This window comes from Shewanella sp. Shew256 (genome assembly GCF_002196695.1).
In the GTDB taxonomy this organism is placed as follows: Bacteria; Pseudomonadota; Gammaproteobacteria; order Enterobacterales; family Shewanellaceae; genus Shewanella; species Shewanella mangrovisoli.
The window spans coordinates 15458-35516 of record NZ_NAJR01000023.1; the positions used below are offsets into that span (position 1 = coordinate 15458).

The 20059-nt window shown below is 48.5% G+C and carries 17 protein-coding genes and 1 pseudogene; 15 read left to right on the forward strand and 3 right to left on the reverse strand.

What is annotated here, in order from left to right; all coding sequences use genetic code 11:
- Positions 1 to 185: 185 nt before the first annotated feature.
- Both hslO and hslR read right to left on the reverse strand, forming a co-directional pair.
- Positions 186 to 1046, reverse strand: coding sequence for an Hsp33 family molecular chaperone HslO (gene hslO, locus B5P39_RS23075; RefSeq protein WP_088213081.1), 861 nt, complete (start codon positions 1044 to 1046; stop codon positions 186 to 188).
- Positions 1047 to 1082: 36 nt separating this feature from the next.
- The gene (hslR, locus tag B5P39_RS23080) at positions 1083 to 1481 is read right to left on the reverse strand and encodes a ribosome-associated heat shock protein Hsp15 (RefSeq protein ID WP_088213082.1); all 399 of its coding nucleotides are present in this window, start codon (positions 1479 to 1481) and stop codon (positions 1083 to 1085) included.
- Positions 1482 to 1732: 251 nt separating this feature from the next.
- On the opposite strand from hslR, the gene gspC reads away from it, so the two are divergent.
- The 12 genes from gspC (at position 1733) to B5P39_RS23145 (ending at position 13250) form a co-directional block, all read left to right on the forward strand.
- Positions 1733 to 2659 carry a type II secretion system protein GspC gene (gene gspC / locus B5P39_RS23090; protein ID WP_088213084.1) on the forward strand — a complete coding sequence of 309 codons (927 nt, stop codon included), beginning with the start codon at positions 1733 to 1735 and terminating at the stop codon, positions 2657 to 2659.
- 24 nt (positions 2660 to 2683) lie between these two features.
- A complete protein-coding gene (gspD, locus tag B5P39_RS23095) occupies positions 2684 to 4795 on the forward strand; it encodes a type II secretion system secretin GspD (RefSeq protein WP_088213085.1) in 2112 nt (703 codons plus the stop codon).
- Entirely contained in the window at positions 4792 to 6357 is a 1566-nt protein-coding gene (gene gspE / locus B5P39_RS23100; protein ID WP_086902859.1) for a type II secretion system ATPase GspE, read from the forward strand. Before gspD ends, gspE begins: the two co-directional genes overlap by 4 nt.
- A gap of 3 nt (positions 6358 to 6360) precedes the next feature.
- Positions 6361 to 7584, forward strand: a complete 1224-nt coding sequence (gene gspF / locus B5P39_RS23105; protein WP_088213086.1) for a type II secretion system inner membrane protein GspF — start codon at positions 6361 to 6363, stop codon at positions 7582 to 7584.
- Positions 7585 to 7653: 69 nt separating this feature from the next.
- Positions 7654 to 8088: a type II secretion system major pseudopilin GspG gene (gspG, locus tag B5P39_RS23110; RefSeq protein ID WP_011715426.1), complete on the forward strand. Its 435-nt coding sequence runs from the start codon at positions 7654 to 7656 to the stop codon at positions 8086 to 8088.
- Position 8089: 1 nt separating this feature from the next.
- Positions 8090 to 8662: a type II secretion system minor pseudopilin GspH gene (gene gspH, locus B5P39_RS23115; protein ID WP_088213087.1), complete on the forward strand. Its 573-nt coding sequence runs from the start codon at positions 8090 to 8092 to the stop codon at positions 8660 to 8662.
- Complete coding sequence (gene gspI / locus B5P39_RS23120) at positions 8649 to 9017, forward strand: type II secretion system minor pseudopilin GspI (RefSeq protein ID WP_011715428.1); 369 nt, start codon at positions 8649 to 8651, stop codon at positions 9015 to 9017. Before gspH ends, gspI begins: the two co-directional genes overlap by 14 nt.
- Complete coding sequence (gspJ, locus tag B5P39_RS23125; protein ID WP_088213088.1) at positions 8998 to 9765, forward strand: type II secretion system minor pseudopilin GspJ; 768 nt, start codon at positions 8998 to 9000, stop codon at positions 9763 to 9765. Before gspI ends, gspJ begins: the two co-directional genes overlap by 20 nt.
- Positions 9762 to 10760, forward strand: coding sequence for a type II secretion system minor pseudopilin GspK (gene gspK / locus B5P39_RS23130; RefSeq protein ID WP_088213089.1), 999 nt, complete (start codon positions 9762 to 9764; stop codon positions 10758 to 10760). Before gspJ ends, gspK begins: the two co-directional genes overlap by 4 nt.
- A gap of 48 nt (positions 10761 to 10808) precedes the next feature.
- Positions 10809 to 11996, forward strand: coding sequence for a type II secretion system protein GspL (gene gspL / locus B5P39_RS23135; RefSeq protein WP_088213090.1), 1188 nt, complete (start codon positions 10809 to 10811; stop codon positions 11994 to 11996).
- A gap of 1 nt (position 11997) precedes the next feature.
- Positions 11998 to 12474, forward strand: coding sequence for a type II secretion system protein M (locus tag B5P39_RS23140; RefSeq protein WP_088213091.1), 477 nt, complete (start codon positions 11998 to 12000; stop codon positions 12472 to 12474).
- 14 nt (positions 12475 to 12488) lie between these two features.
- Positions 12489 to 13250: a type II secretion system protein N gene (locus B5P39_RS23145; RefSeq protein ID WP_088213092.1), complete on the forward strand. Its 762-nt coding sequence runs from the start codon at positions 12489 to 12491 to the stop codon at positions 13248 to 13250.
- A gap of 63 nt (positions 13251 to 13313) precedes the next feature.
- Here the strand turns inward: B5P39_RS23145 and yrfG are convergent, their stop codons facing one another.
- Entirely contained in the window at positions 13314 to 13976 is a 663-nt protein-coding gene (gene yrfG / locus B5P39_RS23150; protein WP_088213093.1) for a GMP/IMP nucleotidase, read from the reverse strand.
- Positions 13977 to 14310: 334 nt separating this feature from the next.
- Between yrfG and B5P39_RS23155 the strand changes: the two genes are divergently transcribed.
- From B5P39_RS23155 to B5P39_RS23160, 3 genes and pseudogenes are all read left to right on the forward strand, one after another.
- The gene (locus B5P39_RS23155; protein ID WP_088213094.1) at positions 14311 to 15153 is read left to right on the forward strand and encodes a sulfotransferase family protein; all 843 of its coding nucleotides are present in this window, start codon (positions 14311 to 14313) and stop codon (positions 15151 to 15153) included.
- A gap of 15 nt (positions 15154 to 15168) precedes the next feature.
- Positions 15169 to 15873 (forward strand): annotated as a pseudogene (locus B5P39_RS25215) (DUF4347 domain-containing protein); the annotation flags it as partial.
- Between the two features lie 339 nt (positions 15874 to 16212).
- Positions 16213 to 20059 (forward strand): beta strand repeat-containing protein (locus B5P39_RS23160; protein WP_254915851.1); only part of this gene is annotated, 3847 nt, incomplete at its 3' end.

The following is a 20059-nucleotide window of genomic DNA, read 5'->3' on the forward strand; positions in this document are numbered from 1 at the left end:
GACTTGTATTTGTAAGGTTATTTTTTTATCGATCGTCTGCCGATTTGTTTTTATTTATCGCCCGAGGCGTGCTAGGGGACAAAGTGTGCCGATTGTATCCTATCCGCGGGTAAAGTGTGAGCTGGATCATTGAGGCGGTACAAAAAAGGGCACCCTAAGGTGCCCTTTTAACAGTCAATTTTGACTTACTGCTGGGTATTTGAAGCTGTGCCGTTGGCATAAATAGCTGCGATATCAATACCATCGAATACGTATTTGGCATTGCAGTACTCACAACCCATTTCGACCTTACCGTCTTCGGCCAGAATGGCTTCGACTTCGGCTTGTTCAATGGTTTTGATCGCGGCTGCGCTGCGCTCACGTGAGCAAGTGCATTTGAAGCTGACTTCGATAGGATCGAACAGACGCACTTCTTCTTGGTGATATAAGCGATGCAATACGTCCTGCGCATCTAAGGTGAATAACTCTTCTGCCTTGATGGTCGCAGTTAGCTGACATAAATGCTCGAAGTCGGCATTGTGGTCTTCTTGGCTTGGCAATACTTGCAGGAACATACCCGCAGCTTGCTTACCGTCGGCGAATAACCAGAGTGCGGTAGGTAATTGCTCTGACTGGTTAAAGTAGTCTTCGACACAGGCGGCTAAGGTTGGCTTGTCGAGGGCGACCACGCCTTGGTAACGCTCGCCTTCATCCGGCGTCAGGGTGATAACCATATAACCTTGGCCAAATAGATCGGCGAGGCTAGCATCATCGGCTAAGTCGCCTTCCCAGCGGGCAATACCGCGTAATTGCTGCTGGTTATTGCCATTGATCACCGCCAGTGATACTGGGCCGTTACCCTGCAGCTGCACGCTGATATCGCCACTGAATTTTAAGGTGGCAGTTAACAGAGACGTCGCCGCCAGCAATTCACCCAGCAGGATTTGCAACACGGGTGGATAAGTGTGTGAGCCAATCACCTGTTGATAGCTGTCTTGTAACTGTACGAGTTCACCACGCACATCGGCATTGTCGAACAGGTAGCGGTTTAAAATATCTTGTATCATCTTGTATCTCACTGTTAGGTAACTTTTACGTAATTCTTAGCATTCTTTAAAACGGATAAGTTGGCGTCGTTGCTTTTTATCCGGTTTATGGTCGGGCGCAGGATTATTGAGAATATTCAATCGTCTTGCTTCGGCATTTACCGCACGCTTAGCTATACTGGCGGCCGTTTCTTCGTACAATTCCTGCGCAATCGATGCACTTTGGCGCATTTCAGATAATTTTTTTATGACGATCTCTTTATCGTCATATCCCTGTCGTATCTTAAGGACGGCACCTATCTCGGCATTCTTACTAGATTTGGTGCGAGCACCGTTGTAATGTACTTTGCCGCCGTTGATCATTTCTTTGGCAATGGCACGGGTTTTATAAAAACGTGCGGCCCATAACCACTTATCGAGTCGAACGCTGCCACTGTCGCTTACACTTTGCGTCATAGTGTCTCCAAGATAAAAGATCGATGAGTTCACATGCTGAACAATAAAATGCCTAAGCCGCATTGCTATTATGTTAAAGGGTGGTGCGCTTCACACCCTTTTGAGGCGGGCAAAGTTAGCATAAATGGCGAATTTTCGCCAATTGCAATACTGTTATGGGGTTGTTGCCAAATGCGGCCTAGGTTAGCATGTGGCGAACATTCTAATTTTTATAATCAGAACAGAGACCTGTATTGAGGGTCCACATAAATATGGATTTATTAGATAAAGTTATCGCTAAAGCTGCAGGTATCCCGCATAAGCCATTGAGTCAGGTTGTTTTCTGGTTTGGTTTTATTCTGTGTTTACTCTTAGCCGCGCAAATTACATGGAAACTCGTACCTAGTACTTCATCCCCAACGGCTTGGTCTCCTACGGCTGTCACCACGACAGGTAAAGGGGCTGGGCAAGTTGATCTGGCGGGATTACAGCAGCTTGCACTGTTTGGCAGAGCCGATGCCAAAACCGATAAACCGAAAGTGGAAGTGGTTGAGACTGTGACCGATGCACCTAAGACGTCACTCTCGATTCAATTAACGGGTGTGGTGGCCTCGACCGCCGATCAAAAAGGCCTCGCGATTATTGAGTCCAGCGGCAGCCAAGAAACCTACAGCCTAGGCGATAAGATTAAAGGCACTTCGGCTTCGTTAAAAGAAGTCTACGCCGACCGGATTATCATCACCAACGCGGGCCGTTATGAGACCCTGATGCTCGATGGTCTGGTTTACACCAGCCAAAGCCCGGCGAATCAGCAACTACAAAAGGCTAAGAGTGAAAAAGCCGAGGTGGTTAGCCGCGTGGATCAGCGCAAAAATGCTGAAATATCCCAAGAGCTGGCCGAATCCCGCAGTGAACTCTTAGCCGACCCCAGCAAAATCACCGATTACATCGCGATTTCTCCCGTAAGACAGGGCGAAAGCGTCGTGGGCTACCGTTTAAACCCGGGTAAAGATGTGAACCTCTTTAAGCAAGCGGGTTTTAAACCCAATGACCTTGCTAAATCGATTAATGGATACGACCTGACTGTGATGAGTCAGGCGTTAGAAATGATGAGCCAATTGCCTGAATTAACTGAAGTTTCCATCATGGTGGAACGGGAAGGACAATTGGTTGAAATCATGTTTAGTTTGCCGCAATAACACGCGTTAGAGGAAAGTAAAATAATGAATAACAAACGGATTCGACGCAAACTGATTGCTGGAGTTGTGGCTGGCGCCACTATGCTGACCTCGCAATTTGTTTGGTCTGAACAATATGCGGCCAACTTTAAAGGCACTGATATCCAAGAATTTATCAACATCGTTGGTAAAAACCTGAATAAAACTATCATTGTTGACCCGACCATTCGCGGCAAGATCAACGTGCGCAGTTATGATCTGCTCAACGATGAGCAGTATTACCAATTCTTCCTCAACGTGCTGCAAGTTTACGGTTATGCCATCGTCGAGATGGAAAACAACGTCATCAAGGTCATCAAAGACAAAGATGCGAAAACCGCAGCAATTCGTGTCGCCAACGACAACGACCCAGGTTTGGGCGATGAAATGGTCACCCGCATCGTGGCGTTGTATAACACTGAAGCCAAGCAGTTAGCGCCGTTATTACGCCAGTTAAACGATAACGCTGGTGGCGGTAACGTAGTGAACTACGACCCATCGAACGTACTGATGTTATCCGGCCGCGCAGCTGTGGTGAACAAGTTAGTTGAAATCGTTCGCCGTGTAGATAAGCAGGGCGATACCTCGGTACAAGTGGTGCCGCTTGAATACGCCTCAGCCGGTGAAATGGTGCGTATTATCGATACCCTTTACCGCGCGACGGCTAACCAAGCGCAGCTCCCAGGACAAGCGCCTAAGGTCGTTGCCGACGAGCGGATTAACGCCGTGGTGGTCAGTGGTGATGAAAAGAGCCGCCAACGCGTGGTTGAGCTTATCCACCGCCTCGATGCCGAGCAGGCCAGCACGGGCAATACCAAAGTACGTTACTTGCGTTATGCTAAGGCCGAAGATTTGGTTGAAGTGCTGACCGGATTTGCGCAAAAGCTTGAGGGTGAAAAAGACCCTAGCGCCCAGGCCGGAGCTAAACGTCGTAATGAAATCAACATTATGGCCCACACTGATACCAACGCCTTAGTGATCAGTGCCGAGCCAGATCAAATGCGTACTATCGAGAGTGTGATCAACCAACTCGATATTCGCCGCGCCCAAGTATTAGTCGAAGCCATTATCGTGGAAGTCGCCGAAGGCGATAACGTTGGCTTTGGGGTGCAATGGGCATCTAAAGCGGGTGGTGGTACTCAGTTTAATAACTTAGGCCCAACCATTGGTGAAATTGGTGCCGGTATTTGGCAGGCACAGGATGTGAAAGCTTCCCAAACTTGTACTGGTTCTGGGGATAATCAGACCTGTACAGACAACCCTGATACCAAAGGTGATGTGACATTACTTGCCCAAGCCTTAGGTAAAGTGAATGGTATGGCGTGGGGCGTGGCCATGGGTGACTTTGGCGCCCTAATACAAGCTGTATCGGCCGATACCAACTCGAACGTACTGGCAACACCTTCGATTACGACTTTAGATAACCAAGAAGCCTCCTTTATCGTCGGTGACGAAGTGCCGATTCTAACCGGTTCTACCGCTAGCTCAAACAACAGTAACCCATTCCAAACCGTTGAGCGTAAAGAGGTTGGGGTGAAGTTAAAAGTGGTGCCTCAGATCAACGAAGGCAACGCGGTTAAGCTCGCCATTGAGCAAGAAGTCTCGGGTGTAAACGGTAATACGGGTGTGGATATCTCCTTCGCGACTCGCCGTTTAACTACCACAGTGATGGCTGATTCAGGGCAAATCGTGGTGCTCGGTGGTTTGATTAACGAAGAAGTCCAAGAAAGCGTGCAGAAAGTGCCATTCCTTGGTGATATTCCGGTGCTTGGACACCTATTCAAGTCGTCTTCGAGTAAGAAGACCAAAAAGAACCTGATGATCTTTATTAAGCCCACCATTATCCGTGATGGTGTGACTATGGAAGGTATCGCAGGCCGTAAATACAACTATTTCAGAGCATTACAACTTGAGCAGCAAGAGCGCGGGGTGAACTTAATGCCAAATACTCAAGTGCCAATTCTGGAAGAATGGAATCAATCTGAATACCTGCCGCCGGAAGTGAATGAGATTTTAGAGCGTTACAAGGAAGGCAAAGGGTTAGATACCAATATGCGTAAAACGGACTCGACCCTCAAGTCGCTGGATGAAAACAAGAACAAAGACAAAACACAATGAGCGAAATACAAGTAACCCAAGTCGAGGATTTAAGCCTAGTTTCTAACGAACTAGGGCTTGAAGCCGAAGGTGATGAGGTATTTCGCTCCAGCAGCAAAGAGCGTTTACCTTTTGCCTTTGCGCACCGCCATGAGGTGATTTTAGCCTATGGCGATGATGGCGCCTTGAACCTGTTTTATACCGCCAAAACCCCATTAGCGGCCATGCTCGAAGCTCGCCGCTACTCGGGCGCGGATTTGCCGTTGGTATTGCTAGAGCCGGGCAAGTTTGAGGCAAAATTAACCCAGGCGTATCAAGCCAACTCCTCCGAAGCGCAGCAGCTGATGGAAGATATTGGCAACGAGATGGATTTATTCACCCTCGCCGAAGAGCTGCCGCAAACCGAAGATCTGCTCGAAGGCGATGACGATGCGCCTATTATCAAGCTGATTAACGCCTTGTTATCTGAAGCGATTAAAGAAGAAGCCTCGGATATCCATATCGAAACCTACGAGAAACAGTTAGTCGTGCGTTTCCGTATCGACGGCGTGTTGAAGGAAGTGCTTAAGCCGAACCGTAAGCTGTCATCCCTTTTGGTGTCGCGGATTAAGGTCATGGCGCGTCTCGATATCGCCGAGAAACGTGTACCGCAGGACGGCCGTATTTCGCTGCGGATTGCGGGTCGTGCGGTGGACGTGCGGGTATCGACCATGCCATCGAGCCATGGTGAGCGTGTGGTGCTGCGTCTGTTAGATAAAAACGCCGGCAATTTGGACTTAAAACAACTGGGGATGACCGACAGTATCCGTGCCCAGTTCGACGAGATCATCCGTCGTCCACACGGCATTATTCTGGTGACAGGCCCTACGGGTTCGGGTAAGAGTACCACGCTGTATGCGGGTCTTACCGAGATTAACTCTAAAGATACCAATATCTTAACCGTTGAAGACCCCATCGAATACGAGTTAGAAGGTATAGGTCAAACTCAAGTGAACACTAAGGCGGACATGACCTTCGCCCGTGGTCTGCGTGCAATTCTGCGTCAAGACCCGGATGTGGTGATGATCGGGGAAATCCGTGACCTAGAAACCGCCCAAATTGCGGTGCAGGCATCTTTGACTGGCCACTTAGTGATTTCAACTCTACATACCAACACGGCTTCTGGCGCGATTACCCGTTTGCAGGACATGGGCGTAGAGCCTTTCTTAGTCTCATCGAGTTTGCTTGGGGTATTAGCCCAGCGCTTAATCCGTACACTCTGTCCAAAATGTAAGACAGAGCATGTGCCCGATGCCCGTGAGCGTGAGCTACTGGGAATGGCGGCGGACGATCATCGCCATATTTACCGCGCCAATGGCTGTAAGGCCTGTGGTAGCAGTGGCTACCGTGGTCGTACGGGTATCCATGAGTTATTGCTGGTCGATGATAATGTGCGCGAGCTGATCCACGGTGGACGTGGCGAACTGGCGATTGAGAAATATATCCGCCAGTCGGTGCCAAGCATTCGCCACGATGGCATGAGCAAGGTGCTCTCAGGTATCACCACTCTGGAAGAAGTCCTGAGGGTGACCCGCGAGGAGTAAGCTATGCCAGCATTTGAATATAAGGCGCTGGACGCCAAGGGAAAACAGCTAAAAGGGGTGATTGAGGCGGATACCGCCAGACATGCCCGTAGTCAGCTGCGTGACCAACGCATGATGCCGCTGGAAATTTTGCCGGTCACCGAAAAAGAAGCCAAGGCAAAAGGTACGGGATTCTCGCCCTTTAAGCGCGGGATTTCGGTGGCGGAATTAGCGTTGATCACCCGTCAAATCGCCACACTAGTTGCGGCGGGTTTACCGATTGAGGAGTGTCTCAAGGCGGTGGGCCAGCAATGTGAGAAGGCGCGTCTCGCCAGCATGATCATGGCGGTGCGCTCCCGCGTGGTGGAAGGCTATAGTCTGGCCGACTCTCTTGCCGAATTTCCGCATATTTTCGATGACTTGTACCGCGCCATGGTGGCCTCGGGTGAAAAATCCGGTCACTTAGAAGTGGTGCTGAATCGCTTAGCCGATTACACCGAGCGTCGTCAGCAGCTGAAGTCCAAACTGCAACAGGCGATGATTTACCCCATTATGCTGACGATAGTGGCCATTGGGGTGGTGTCGGTGTTGTTGGCGGCCGTGGTGCCAAAAGTGGTTGGCCAATTTGAGCATATGGGCGCCGAGTTACCCGCTACAACCCGCTTCTTAATTGCCGCCTCAGACTTTGTCCAGCACTATGGCCTGTTTGTTATCTTGGCGATCGGTATTCTGCTGATGGTGTTCCAGCGTCTACTCAAGTCACCGATTTTCAAGATGAAATACCATACGTTTTTGCTGAAAATGCCGGTGATTGGCCGAGTGAGTAAAGGACTCAATACCGCACGGTTTGCGCGTACCCTGAGTATTTTATCCGCCAGTTCAGTGCCTTTGTTAGATGGGATGCGCATTGCCAGCGAAGTATTGCAAAATGTGCGGGTGCGAGCGGCGGTGGATGATGCCACGGCACGCGTACGGGAAGGAACTAGCCTAGGCGCAGCGTTGACTAACACTAAGCTATTCCCGGCGATGATGTTATATATGATCGCCTCGGGGGAGAAGAGTGGTCAGCTCGAGGAAATGCTTGAGCGTGCTGCAGATAACCAGGATAGGGAATTCGAGAGTAATGTTACACTGGCGCTGGGTGTGTTCGAGCCCATGTTGGTGGTGAGCATGGCGGGGGTTGTACTCTTTATCGTGATGGCCATTCTGCAACCTATTTTGGCACTGAACAATTTGATTAGTGGCTAGTTATTAAATTTATGGATTATTGCCTCTTTGGACTCAGAGATGGCGCAGGTTTTTTAGGAGATGTAGTCGATGCAAATGAACAAAAAGCACAAGGGTTTTACCTTACTCGAAGTGATGGTGGTTATCGTTATCCTCGGTATTTTGGCGTCTATGGTAGTGCCAAACCTGATGGGCAACAAAGATAAAGCCGACCAACAGAAAGCGGTATCTGACATAGTAGCGCTCGAAAACGCCTTAGATATGTACAAGTTAGATAACGGTGTTTATCCCACGACTGAACAAGGTTTAGAAGCCTTAGTGCAAAAACCCACGATTTCACCCGAGCCACGTAACTACCGTGAAGAAGGCTATGTGAAGCGTTTACCACAGGATCCATGGCGCAATAACTACTTACTGTTAAGCCCAGGCGAAAACAGCAAGTTAGATATCTTTAGTGCAGGCCCAGATGGTCAGCCAGGTACCGAAGACGATATCGGTAACTGGAACTTACAGAACTTCCAATAAGATGGTAACGCTGCGCCACGCCGGCTTCACCTTGATGGAGGTGATGCTGGTGATTTTGTTAATGGGACTCACCGCCGCGGCGGTGACTATGTCTATTGGCAATTCAGGCCCACAACAGGCACTGGAAAAAAGCGCGCAGCAATTTATCGCCGCCACAGAACTAGTGCTGGATGAAACCGTATTAAGCGGTCAATTTATCGGTATCGTGGTGGAAAAGACCAGCTATCAGTTTGTTTATTATAAAGATGGTAAATGGAATCCATTGGAGAAGGACCGGATTCTGTCTGAAAAACAAATGGATCCCGGCGTCGTGTTGAATCTGGTGCTCGACGGTTTACCCTTAGTGCAGGAGGATGAGAAGGACGAGTCGTGGTTCGACGAACCCTTAATCGAGCCTTCTGCGGAAGATAAGAAAAAGCATCCAGAGCCGCAGATTTTGCTGTTGCCGAGTGGTGAAATGAGCGCTTTTGAGCTGAGCTTTATTACCAAGACCGACAATGGGCCACTCGATGTGTTAGTGGTGGGCGATGCCCTTGGCCGTTTAACCCTAGGGCGACCCGATGAAATACGCTAAGGGGATGACCCTACTCGAAGTCATTGTGGCCTTGGCGGTATTTGCCATCGCCGCCGTCTCTATCACCAAAAGCTTAGGTGAACAGATGGCGAACATGCCGATTCTGGAGTCGCGCACCCTTGCCCAATGGGTGGCGGATAATCAAATGGTGGATGCCAGACTCGATCCGCAATTTCCCGAATTAGGCAAAAAAGAAGGGCAAGTAGAACTCGCGGGTAAGGATTGGTACTGGCGTAAAGAAGTGGTGAAAACCACGGATGATAATTTTCGCATGATCCGCATTAGTGTCAGTGAAGATGAGCGTTATCAGCGTATTGCAGCACAAGTGAGCAGTTATGTCCTTAAAACAAACTAAGGCTCATAGGGGATTTACCCTGCTGGAAATGCTGATCGCGATTGCGATTTTTGCCATGTTAGGTTTAGCCGCCAATGCGGTGTTGAGCACTGTGCTGACCAACGATGAAGTGACCCGTAACTTCTCGGTGCGTTTAAAGGCATTGCAGCAGGGCTTTGGCACCATTGAGCGCGACCTTGGGCAGATGGTGGCGCGGACTCCCAGATTACTCGAAGGCGGCCGTGGTACCACAGTGTTCCAAACGGGTAACGATATTTTAGATTCGGAATCAGAAGCCTTAGTGTTTTACCGCTTAGGCTGGCTCAATCCCGACGGCTTATTGCCCCGTGGCAGCATACAGTCAGTTGCCTACGTGGTACGCGAAGGAAAATTAGAGCGTTGGTACTTTCCCTATCCCGAGCCCGAATTTGGTGCCGAGCCAATGAAGACTGTGATTATCGATAAGGTGCTCTCGGTCGAGTATTCCTTCTTTATGGAGGACAAATGGGAGCGCAAGGTCGAGGCGACCAAGTTACCCAAAGCCATCGCAATGGAAATTGAGATTGAAGGCTTAGGCAAAATTCAACGCAAGTTTATGTTGCCCTTAGGCGCGGCCGCGCCAGAGAAATCCAATGATGAGGACAACAAGAACGACAACGCCGATGACAATAAAGACGACAACGGCGACCAAGACAATAACGGTGATGGCTCGGGCAACGGTGACGAAGATCCCGGCAAAGGTGACCCTGAAAATGAGGATGGCGCATGATAAGGCGAAATCCTGCTAAACAACGTGGCGTCGCGCTGATTGTGGTATTGCTGATCGTGGCCATGGTGGTGATCATCGCCACCAATATTACCAGCCGAAATCAGTTGTCGATGCGCCGCACCTTAAACTTAGCCCAGTACGATCAGGCCTATTGGTACGCGATTTCCGCCGAAGAACTGGCGAAGAAGATCCTCAAACAGGACTTGGACGATTCGGAAGGCCGTGTACACAAACAACAATATTGGGCCATGAGCGATGTGGTGTTTCCGGCGGAATATGGTGAGATTGCAGGCAAGATCACCGATATGCGTTCGTGTTTTAACTTAAATGCTTTGTCCGTCACCACAAAAGATGTGGAAAACGGTCAACCTAAATTGCCGTTAGCGGCAAAGCAATACAAAGCCTTATTAGTGAGTTTAGGGATGGATGATTTTACCGCGGATCATTTAACCCAAACCCTAAAGGATTATATCGACGAGGACACAGTCGCGAGCCCATATGGCGCCGAAGATGCTGAGTATGAGGCGCGAAATGTGCCATATCGCGCCGCGAATACCCTGATGAATCACAGGAGTGAGTTGCGGGCGGTGATAGGTTACACCCAAGATATTTATTTGAAATTACTGCCTTATATTTGCGTCATTCCAGGGAATGACAGACAACTGTTAAACGTGAACACCATAGATGTCGAGCAAGCGGCGCTGCTGGCGGCCATGCTGGATAATCAGATATCGGTTGGTGAGGCCGAAAGCATTATCAACCAACGTCCCGGCGATGGTTTTGCCAAGATCGATGATTTTTATGAATCCTCCTCAATGGGGTCGATTAAGTGGGAAGATGCGATGAAGTCCAGTTTTGTGGTGGACAGTCAATACTTCCTCCTCGCCTCGGGCGCTAAGGTCGACAACGCCATTTTTAGAATGGAGAGCGTGCTCAAAAAGAGCAGCGGTAACAAAATGGATGTGCTCACCCGTCAGTTTGGTGGACAAAAATAATAGCAAACAAGCTCAATCTTTTAAGATGGAAGCTGGTGGAGAAAAACTGTGAGTGAACGGCTATTTATTCGCTTAGGCAGAACCGCAGAGCAGGCATGCTCTTGGCTGGTTTGGTCCGAACAAGAACAAGAAATTATCGCCTCTGGTGAACTTGCCAACGCCCAAGGTTTATCAACCTTAACCGAGCGCGCGGGAAATCGGCCTATCGATGTATTGGTGCCAGCCTCCGCCATGACGCTCACCAGCGTGAATCTGCCCGAAAAAGGCCAACGCCAAGCCTTAAAAGCCCTGCCTTTTATGTTGGAAGAAACCATCGCCGACGATGTGGATGCGATGCACTTTACCGTTGGCCCACGCAATGGCGATGCCCTCAGTGTGGTAGCTGTTGCCCATGAGCAAATGCAAACTTGGCTCAGCTGTTTAGCCGAAGCGGGTTTAAAAGTGAAGCGTATCGTGCCCGATTGCCTTGCCTTGCCATTGCAGGAATGCCAATGGGCGGCCATGCGTTTCGGTAACGAGTTATTACTGCGTACAGGATTAGGGACTGGCCACAGTCTGCCTTTACCTTGGCTGCCAGTCGCGATGAAGCAACTGACGGCGCAGGCCGACGAAGTGTCGGTCGCCAGTTACACTGAGATGGAACTGGACGGCGTTGAACTTAAGCCACAGCCGCTCGATTTACCTATGTTGGTACTGGCGCGTGGCATTTTACATGCGCCCATCAACTTACTCACGGGTGTGTATACGCCGAAGCGCGAATACAGTAAGCATCTGTTGCAGTGGAAAAATGCCGCAATCGTGTTAGGTGTTGCCATTGTCTTGTCCTTAGTGAATAAGGGCTTAACCATTCATCAGGTGAATGGCCAGATTGCCGATTTGAAGGCGCAGAGTGAAGCCATTTACCAACAAGTGGTACCGGGGAATTCACGCATTGTGAATTTACGTTCGCAGATGGAAAGCCAATTGCGCGCACTCCAAGGCCAAGGCAGTGGTGCTGAGTTTTTTGCGATGCTCGAGGGTTTACAGGACGCCTTTAAACAAGTGCCCGAGCTGAAACCAAACACCTTAAGATTTGAGAGCGCACGTAATGAAATCCGTATGCAAGTCACGGCCAAGAATTACGCGCAAATTGAGAAGTTTAAAGAGATAGTCGGTCGTCGTTTCCAAATGGATGGCGGTACGATGAATAGCGGTGAAGATCAGGTCACCAGCACCTTAACCTTGAGGAGCAAATAAGATGGATAATTTGCGGACTTGGTGGCAAGGGCTTGCATCGCGCGAGCAGCAAATCGTCGGCTTCGGCGCCGTTTTCTTAGTGATCGGCGTGTTTTACTGGGGCATCTGGACACCCATTGCCAATGCCGAAACCAATGCACTGCGCAACTTAACGGCGCAGCAGCAGACCCTGACCTATGTAAAGCAAACGGCGAATAAAATCGCTGGCTTAAAACAAAGCGGCGCTAAGCCGACTATGTCAGGCAGCTTAAGCTCGGTCGTTAACCAAACGGCGGGCACTTACGGATTAGTGATCACTCGCATGCAGCCCCAGGGCGATAAAATCCAAGTGTGGATGGATGATGTGCCATTCGATGCCTTACTCAATTATTTGAGTGACTTAGTGCAGAAAAAAGGCCTATCACTTGAGAGTGTTGATTTGGCAGAGGCCGACGCGCCTGGCTATGTCAAAGTAAGACGTATCCAACTAGCGCAATAGGTTAAGGTGTAGCTGTGAGTTTGATAAAAAAAATCATTATAGGTGTACTGGTTTATTTAGTGTTTTTACTGGCGCTATTTCCCGCCAGTGTCGCTGTGCGCCTCGCGCCACTGCCTGCAAATGTGGGAATTTCTGGAGTGAGCGGCAGTATTTGGTCTGGCAGCATCGAAACCTTAAATCTGCAGCAACGCCAATTGGAACAAGTTCGCTGGGAGCTGAGCCCTTGGGCGTTGTTTTTAGGTAAAGTGAAGCTGGATTTTCAGGTGGGTAGCCGTGCAACCCCAGTGAGTGCCAAAGGGTTAATCACTTGGTCTATGGGCGGTATCAGCGCTCAAGGATTGCGTTTTGAAGCGCCTGATAGCTTCTTGATTGGCAATGCAAAACTGCCCTTTAGAACCGAAATTAACGGTGAAGTCAGCTTGCTTGTGGAAACTCTAGAACAAGGTAAACCTTGGTGCGAGCAGTTATCGGGTAAGCTGTTTTTAAATCAAACCAATGTGAAGAACCAATTCGGCAATTATCCACTGGGTAATATCGAACTGGGGCTAAGTTGTGTCGAGGGTAAAGCGCAGCTCGCCACTGATGAGAGCAAAAACCAGTTGGGGATTATCGGCACGCTACAGCTAGATGAAGGCAATATGATTAAGGTTGCCGCTAAGATTAAAGAAACCAACGAACAGCCAGAAGATATGCGTAAATCCCTCGGTATGCTCGGCAAGCGTGGCAGCGATGGTTACTTCCCTGTGGTTTATCAAGGTCGTATTCCTGGGCTTTAATCTTAGATAAGCTTGAGAATGATTCGATAAAGGCACCTTAGGGTGCCTTTTGTTTTTAAAGGATTAACCCGCCAGATCGGCAAACAGCAGGCGATAGTCGCTAATGGCCGGAAAATCATTGAAGGTTTTGGTCGGTTTCTGGCTATCGGGATTGCAGATCCCGAGCTGATGACCTACGCCCGCTAAGCGCGCTGCATTCAAAATAGGCTCGCTATCATCGATAAACAGGCAGCGCTCAGGCACTAGGGCGAATTTTTCAAATAGCGTTTGCCAAAATTGTGGGTGTTCCTTGGGATAACCTGTTTCATGGCTCGAAATCATCGCATCTAAGCCGCTTGCCAGTTCAGTGTGCTCCAGCTTAAGCGCAAGACTCTTAGGGTGGGCATTGGTGACTAAGATGCGTTTTTTACCCGCGGCGGCAAGGGCATCGAGAAATGGCATGCTGTCTTGGCGCAGCTGAATACGGTCAACTAAGTTACGGTGAAGCCCCATAATGTCGAGTTGTAACTCTGATTGCCAATAATCGAGGCAATACCAGTCTAACGTACCTGCGACTCTGCCGTAGGCTTCTTCCACCAGTTGTTGTGCTTGGCTCTGGCTTAATCCCCGTTGCTTGCTCAGCTCCTGTGGCACCAAACTCAACCAAAAATGGTTATCAAAGTGCAGGTCGAGCAGGGTGCCATCCATATCGAGCAGTACAGTATCAATCTTCTTCCAGTCAAACATGGGATGTCCTGTGTGGTTGCTATTTGTCCAACAAAAAGTGGTGAATATATTCCGAACGACAAAATATGTTTTCAGATGTTTCGTATTTGTTTTGCACTATCCTTATTTGGTGGCTATTTTGTTTATCATTGGTTAAGTTTCGCGAGTTGAAATCGGTAAGTCGAAATGATTATACCGTGAATTCAACGCTGCTTTGGATAACTGCTCTAGATTGTGTGGGTAAGAGCTCTATTTATCCACATAAGTTAATTTTTACCCAGATTATGGTTAGGTGTCTTAGTCGTACGCTTTGACATTTCTATATAAATAATGATTTCAGAAAGCAAGGGATTGAATGACGGCTCAATTACATTTTATTTCGGGTTTACCTCGTTCTGGCTCCACGCTGCTTGCGGGAATATTGAGGCAAAATCCACGCTTTCACGCTGCTATGAGTAGTCCTGTTGCGGGACTTGTGAATGGTGCCTTGGAGCAAATGGGCGCAGGAAGTGAAAGCTATTCCTTTTTTGATGAACAAAAGCGCAAAGCCATTTGTCGAGCATTGATCGATGCCTACTACAGCGATAAAAGCCAAGCAGTTATTTTTGATACCAATCGTCTATGGACAGCGCGTCTTCATCAGTTAGTTGAATTAGTTGATGATTTTAAAGTGATTTGTTGTGTGCGAAATCCTGCATGGATTATGGATAGCTTTGAAAAAATTTACCGTAAAAACCCTTTTGACTACAGTCGGATGTTTAACGCAGCTACTCGCCAAACCGTATATAGCCGCTGCGAAGCTCTTATTAATACGGGTGGGAGTGTGGGGGCCGCTTGGACGGCATTAAAAGAGGCTTATTACGGCGAATATTCAGATCGATTGTTATTAGTGGATTACGATCTGCTGACTCAGCATCCAGCTCGCACTCTAGAATTAATTTACCGTTTTATTGGCGAGCCTTTGTTTGCGCATGATTTCGATAATGTCGATTATTCAGAGAATGAATTTGATCAAAACCTGGGTGTAAAAGGTTTGCATAACGTCGGTAGAAAGGTGGAGTTTAAAAATCGACGTAGCATTTTGCCACCAGATTTATTTGTGAAGTACCAAGAAATGGACTTCTGGCTGGATACTACTGGCACTGCAGCCAATATTATTGCCAGTAAAAAGTCGCCAGTAATACCAGTTAAAAACTAAGGAACTTAGAGTACTATGGCAAACAAAATTCTTACCGGGTTGTCTTCTCTGTTGCTTCCCTTTGGGCTTTATGGCGCGCCCGTGCAGCTTTCTTCTGGTTATTCACGTTCGTATCTTTCGGCTACGGCTCAAGGAAACCTACTTCCAGTAAGCACTGCAGCATCTTCAAAGGTGCTACGCGGATTGGCGCCTGAAAAGGCTAATGACCTAGATATAATTGGTGCCTACCCCGTTAAGGAGTTGGTGGTTATTGATTCTGCCGTACCGGACAAACAACTCTTTTATCGTGGCCTTAAACCCGGGATTGATATTGTTGAAATCGATTCGAGCCAATCTGGGGTACGTCAACTAAAGACTATTCTCTCTAAATATCATGATCTTGCTGCAATTCACATTGTCTCACATGCACAAGAGGGGGCCTTATTACTAGGTAACTCTCGCATCACTGCTGAGAATATAAAGCAAGAAGTGGAGGTTTTCGCTGCCTTAAATGGTGCAGTACGCGAAGGTGGTGACCTGTTGTTTTACGGTTGTGAGTTAGCTGCAAATGCTGCTGGTGAGGAGTTGCTGGATATAGTTCAGCACAACACTCATCTGGATGTGGCTGCATCAAACAATTTAACCGGAGATTCACGGCAACATGGTGACTGGAACTTAGAAATTCAGCGCGGTCATATTGAAACTGAACTGGCCTTTACCGAAAAAGCGCTTAAGGATTTTTCTGCGGTCTTAGGTCAGTATACGCCTTTGAATTTTTGTCCTGGCACATATGTTGCCAACGCAGTCAATATCACTTCTACAGATACACACTATACCATTGCGACCTCTCCTAATCGTTTATATTGTGGCCAATTCGGGCAAGTCGGTTACTCAAATCCAATGCCATCCACACACACTATTACTGTGACAGGGAATAACGGAGTTTTTAATCTTAGCCAACTTCGAATAGGTGGTGGGACTTGTCCAACTAACAAGGTCTATGGCTATAACAGTAACTCATTAGTGGCTTCGTCGACTAACAATCCTCCAGATCCTTCGAACTTTAGAACAGATATTAATATGTCCGCTTTTAGCGGAATAGCTATCGATAAGTTTGTTATTAAACTCTCTAGTTGTGCTGGTTTATCGGGTATTGTCTCATTTACCGTGCCCGATCCGGATAATACGCCGCCAACAGTAAATTCAGTGAGTTCGAGTGCCACAAATGCTACTTATAAAGTGGGTGATGTTATTGGTATTCGGGTGAACTTTAGTGAGGTTGTAAACGTTATAGGTACTCCACAGTTAACCCTTGAAACTGGCTCCACAGATAGGGTAGTGAATTATTCAAGTGGTACAGGGACAAGTGCACTGCTTTTTAATTATACGGTTCAGGCAGGGGATACCACGTCCGATTTGGATTATGTGGCAACGAATCCCCTGTCGCTCAACGGCGGTTCTATCAAAGATGCTGCGGCCAATAATGCAACACTGACATTACCATCTCCGGGTGCTGCCAACTCTCTAGGGGCCAATAAAAACATCGTCATAGATGGCGTGGTGCCTACTGTTTCCTCGGTCACGTCAAGCACAAGCAGTGGCACTTATAAAGCTGGTGATGTGATTAGTATCCAGGTGAATTTCAGTGAAACAGTTAATGTGACCGGTACGCCACAACTGACGCTGGAAAATGGATCAAGTAATAGGACTGTGAACTATTCGACTGGGACAGGTACTAGTTCGCTCACATTCAGTTACACAGTACAAGCGGGAGATATCTCCAGCGATCTGGATTATGTGGCAACAAATTCCCTTGCACCCAATGGGGGTACAATTAAAGATGCTGCAGGCAACAATGCGACTTTAACTCTTGCATCGCCTGGAGCAGCAAACTCCTTAGGTGCGAATACAGCGATAGTTATTGACGCGGTGACACCTTCGGTGACGAGTATCGCCCCCAGTGGTGGAGCAGTATCAACTGATACCAGTGTGGATTTCACGGTGAACTTCAGTGAGTCGGTGAGCAATATTTCCACCGATGATTTCAGCTTAGTAACAACTGGCGGTGCAACGGGCACAATTGCCAGTGTGTCTGCTAGTACTGGTTCCAGTGTGACAGTGACGGTCAGTGGTATCAGTGGGAATGGCTCGATCAAGCTCAATCTGAACGGTTCAACAAACATTTCAGATGCCGCAGGTAATTCAGGTCCTGCAGCCTATAGCAGCGGTACAACCCACACGGTCGCAATTCCTACTGCACCAAATGCACCTACGATAGGTACGGCTACAGCGGGGGATGGTCAAGCAAACGTGACCTTCACAGCTCCTGGCAGTAATGGTGGTTCGGATATTACCACTTACACCGCAACAGCTAATCCTGGAGGGGCGACAGGAAACTGTGCTGGTCCTGCAGCCTGCACCATTACAGTTGGCTCATTAACTAACGGTACTGCCTATACCTTCACTGTAACTGCGACCAATGCTATTGGAACTGGCTTGGCATCAGGGAGCTCAAATGCAGTAACTCCGAAAGCTGATCAGATCATTACTTTTGCGCAACCTGCCAATTATAACTTTGGTGCTACACCAACGCTGACGGCGACTTCTAATTCTGGACTGACAGTAAGTTTCTCGTCGTCAACCTCAGGCGTTTGTACTATCACTTCCGGTGGCGCGCTTACCTTTGTCACTGCTGGTACTTGTACTATAGATGCCGATCAATCCGGTAACGCTGCGACTAATGCCGCTATGACGGTTACGCGTTCGTTTGCTGTTAATGCGGTAACACCGACGGCACCAACAATCGGTACTGCAACCGCAGGGAATACTCAAGCATCGGTTAGCTTTACCGCTCCTGTAAGTAATGGCGGTGCAGCGGTTACCGGTTATACAGTTACCTCTAATCCCGGTGGTTTTATTGGATCAGGAACCAGCTCGCCAATTGCTGTTACTGGTTTGACAAATGGAGTGTCCTATACATTTACCGTTACCGCGACCAACTCTGTCGGGACAGGTTCTGCTTCCGCGGCGTCCAATTCTGTTACTCCTGTGTCACCTCAGACAATTACTTTTACGAATCCTGGTGCACAGAGTTTTGGTTCTTCGCCAACTTTAGTCGCGACATCCGACTCAGGGTTAACAACGACTTTTACTTCATCAACTACAGGGGTTTGTACTATCACAACGGGCGGAACCCTGACGTTCGTTACGGCTGGTTCTTGTACCATTAACGCTGACCAAGTGGGTAATTCATCCTACTTGCCTGCAACTCAAGTTTCCCAAACCTTTACAGTTAATCCTGCATTGCCTAGTGTTCCTACAAGTGTAACTGCGACGGCTGGGAATGCTCAGGCAAGTGTGGCCTTTACCGCTCCGGTCAATACTGGTGGCACGAGTATTACAGGTTATACAGTAACAGTCAGCCCTGCGGATGTTGCACCAATTAATGGTTCAGGTTCACCGATAGTAGTGTCGGGTTTAACTAACGGGCAGGCTTATACTTTTACTGTCACTGCTAATAACTCAGCAGGAACTGGTCCTGCATCAGCAGCATCCAACTCGATAACCCCCAAAGCGACTCAGATCATTACTTTCAATAACCCCGGTGCGCAGAACTTTGGTTCGTCACCAATGTTTAGTGCGACTTCTGATTCTGGTTTATTACCTACCTTTACTTCATCCACAACTGGTGTTTGTACGATCACAAGCCTTGGTGCTGTGACATTCGTCACTGCGGGAACTTGTACTATTAATGCAGATCAGTCTGGTAACGCCAGTTATTTACCAGCGACCCAAGTTAGTCGTTCCTTTACAGTGAATGCTGTTGTTCCTGGGGCACCAGTCATTGGCACGGCGACAGCCGGTGATGCTCAAGCCTCGGTGAGTTTTACCGCTCCAGGATTTAGTGGTGGTACAGCAATTACGGGATATACCTTAGTCTCTACTCCTGGTGGTATTACCGCATCGGGTGCTTCTTCGCCCATCACAATTACGGGATTAACCAACGGAACTTCCTATTCATTTACTGTAGCTGCGACAAATTCGGCTGGTTTAGGTAGTGCTTCAGCGGCAAGTAACACAGTAAAACCCAATGGCGCACCAGTCATTAATGGCACACCAACGTTAACCGTTAACCAAGGTGCGCTATATAACTTCGCGCCAGTAGCGACGGACTCCCTTGGAGATAGTCTAACGTTTAGCATTAATCAGACTATTTCATGGCTGACCTTTAATAGCGTAACGGGAGCTTTATCTGGCACACCTTCTAATCAAGATGTGGGTGTGATTAACGGTATTGTGATCAGTGTGTCAGATGGTTCACTGTCTGCCAGTCTTCCTCCCTTTGATCTGAGAGTGATTAACGTCAACGATGCACCGACCATCAGTTCAACCGCACTCACCAGTGCCACTCAAGATGCGGCCTATAGCTACACCTTGGTGGCGACGGACAGCGACGTGGGCGACAGTCTCATCTTGAGCGCAGTGACCTTACCAAGCTGGCTTAACTTCAATGCGGCTACGGGAGTGCTCAGTGGTACCCCAACTAACGCTAACGTTGGCAGTTATGTAGTAGTGTTACGCGCCACGGACGGAGATGGTCTGACGATTGACCAGAGCTTTACGATAGTGGTGGCGAACGTTAATGATGCACCGACTATCAGTTCAACCGCACTCACCAGTGCCACTCAAGATGCGGCCTATAGCTACACCTTGGTCGCAACAGACAGCGACGTGGGCGACAGTCTCACTTTAAGCGCAGTGACCTTGCCAAGTTGGCTGAACTTCAATACGGCTACGGGAGTGCTGAGTGGTACGCCAACTAACGCTAACGTTGGCAGTTATGCGGTATTGCTACGCGCCACGGATGTGGATGGCTTAACCGCAGACCAGAGCTTTACGATAGTGGTGGCAAACGTTAACGATGCAC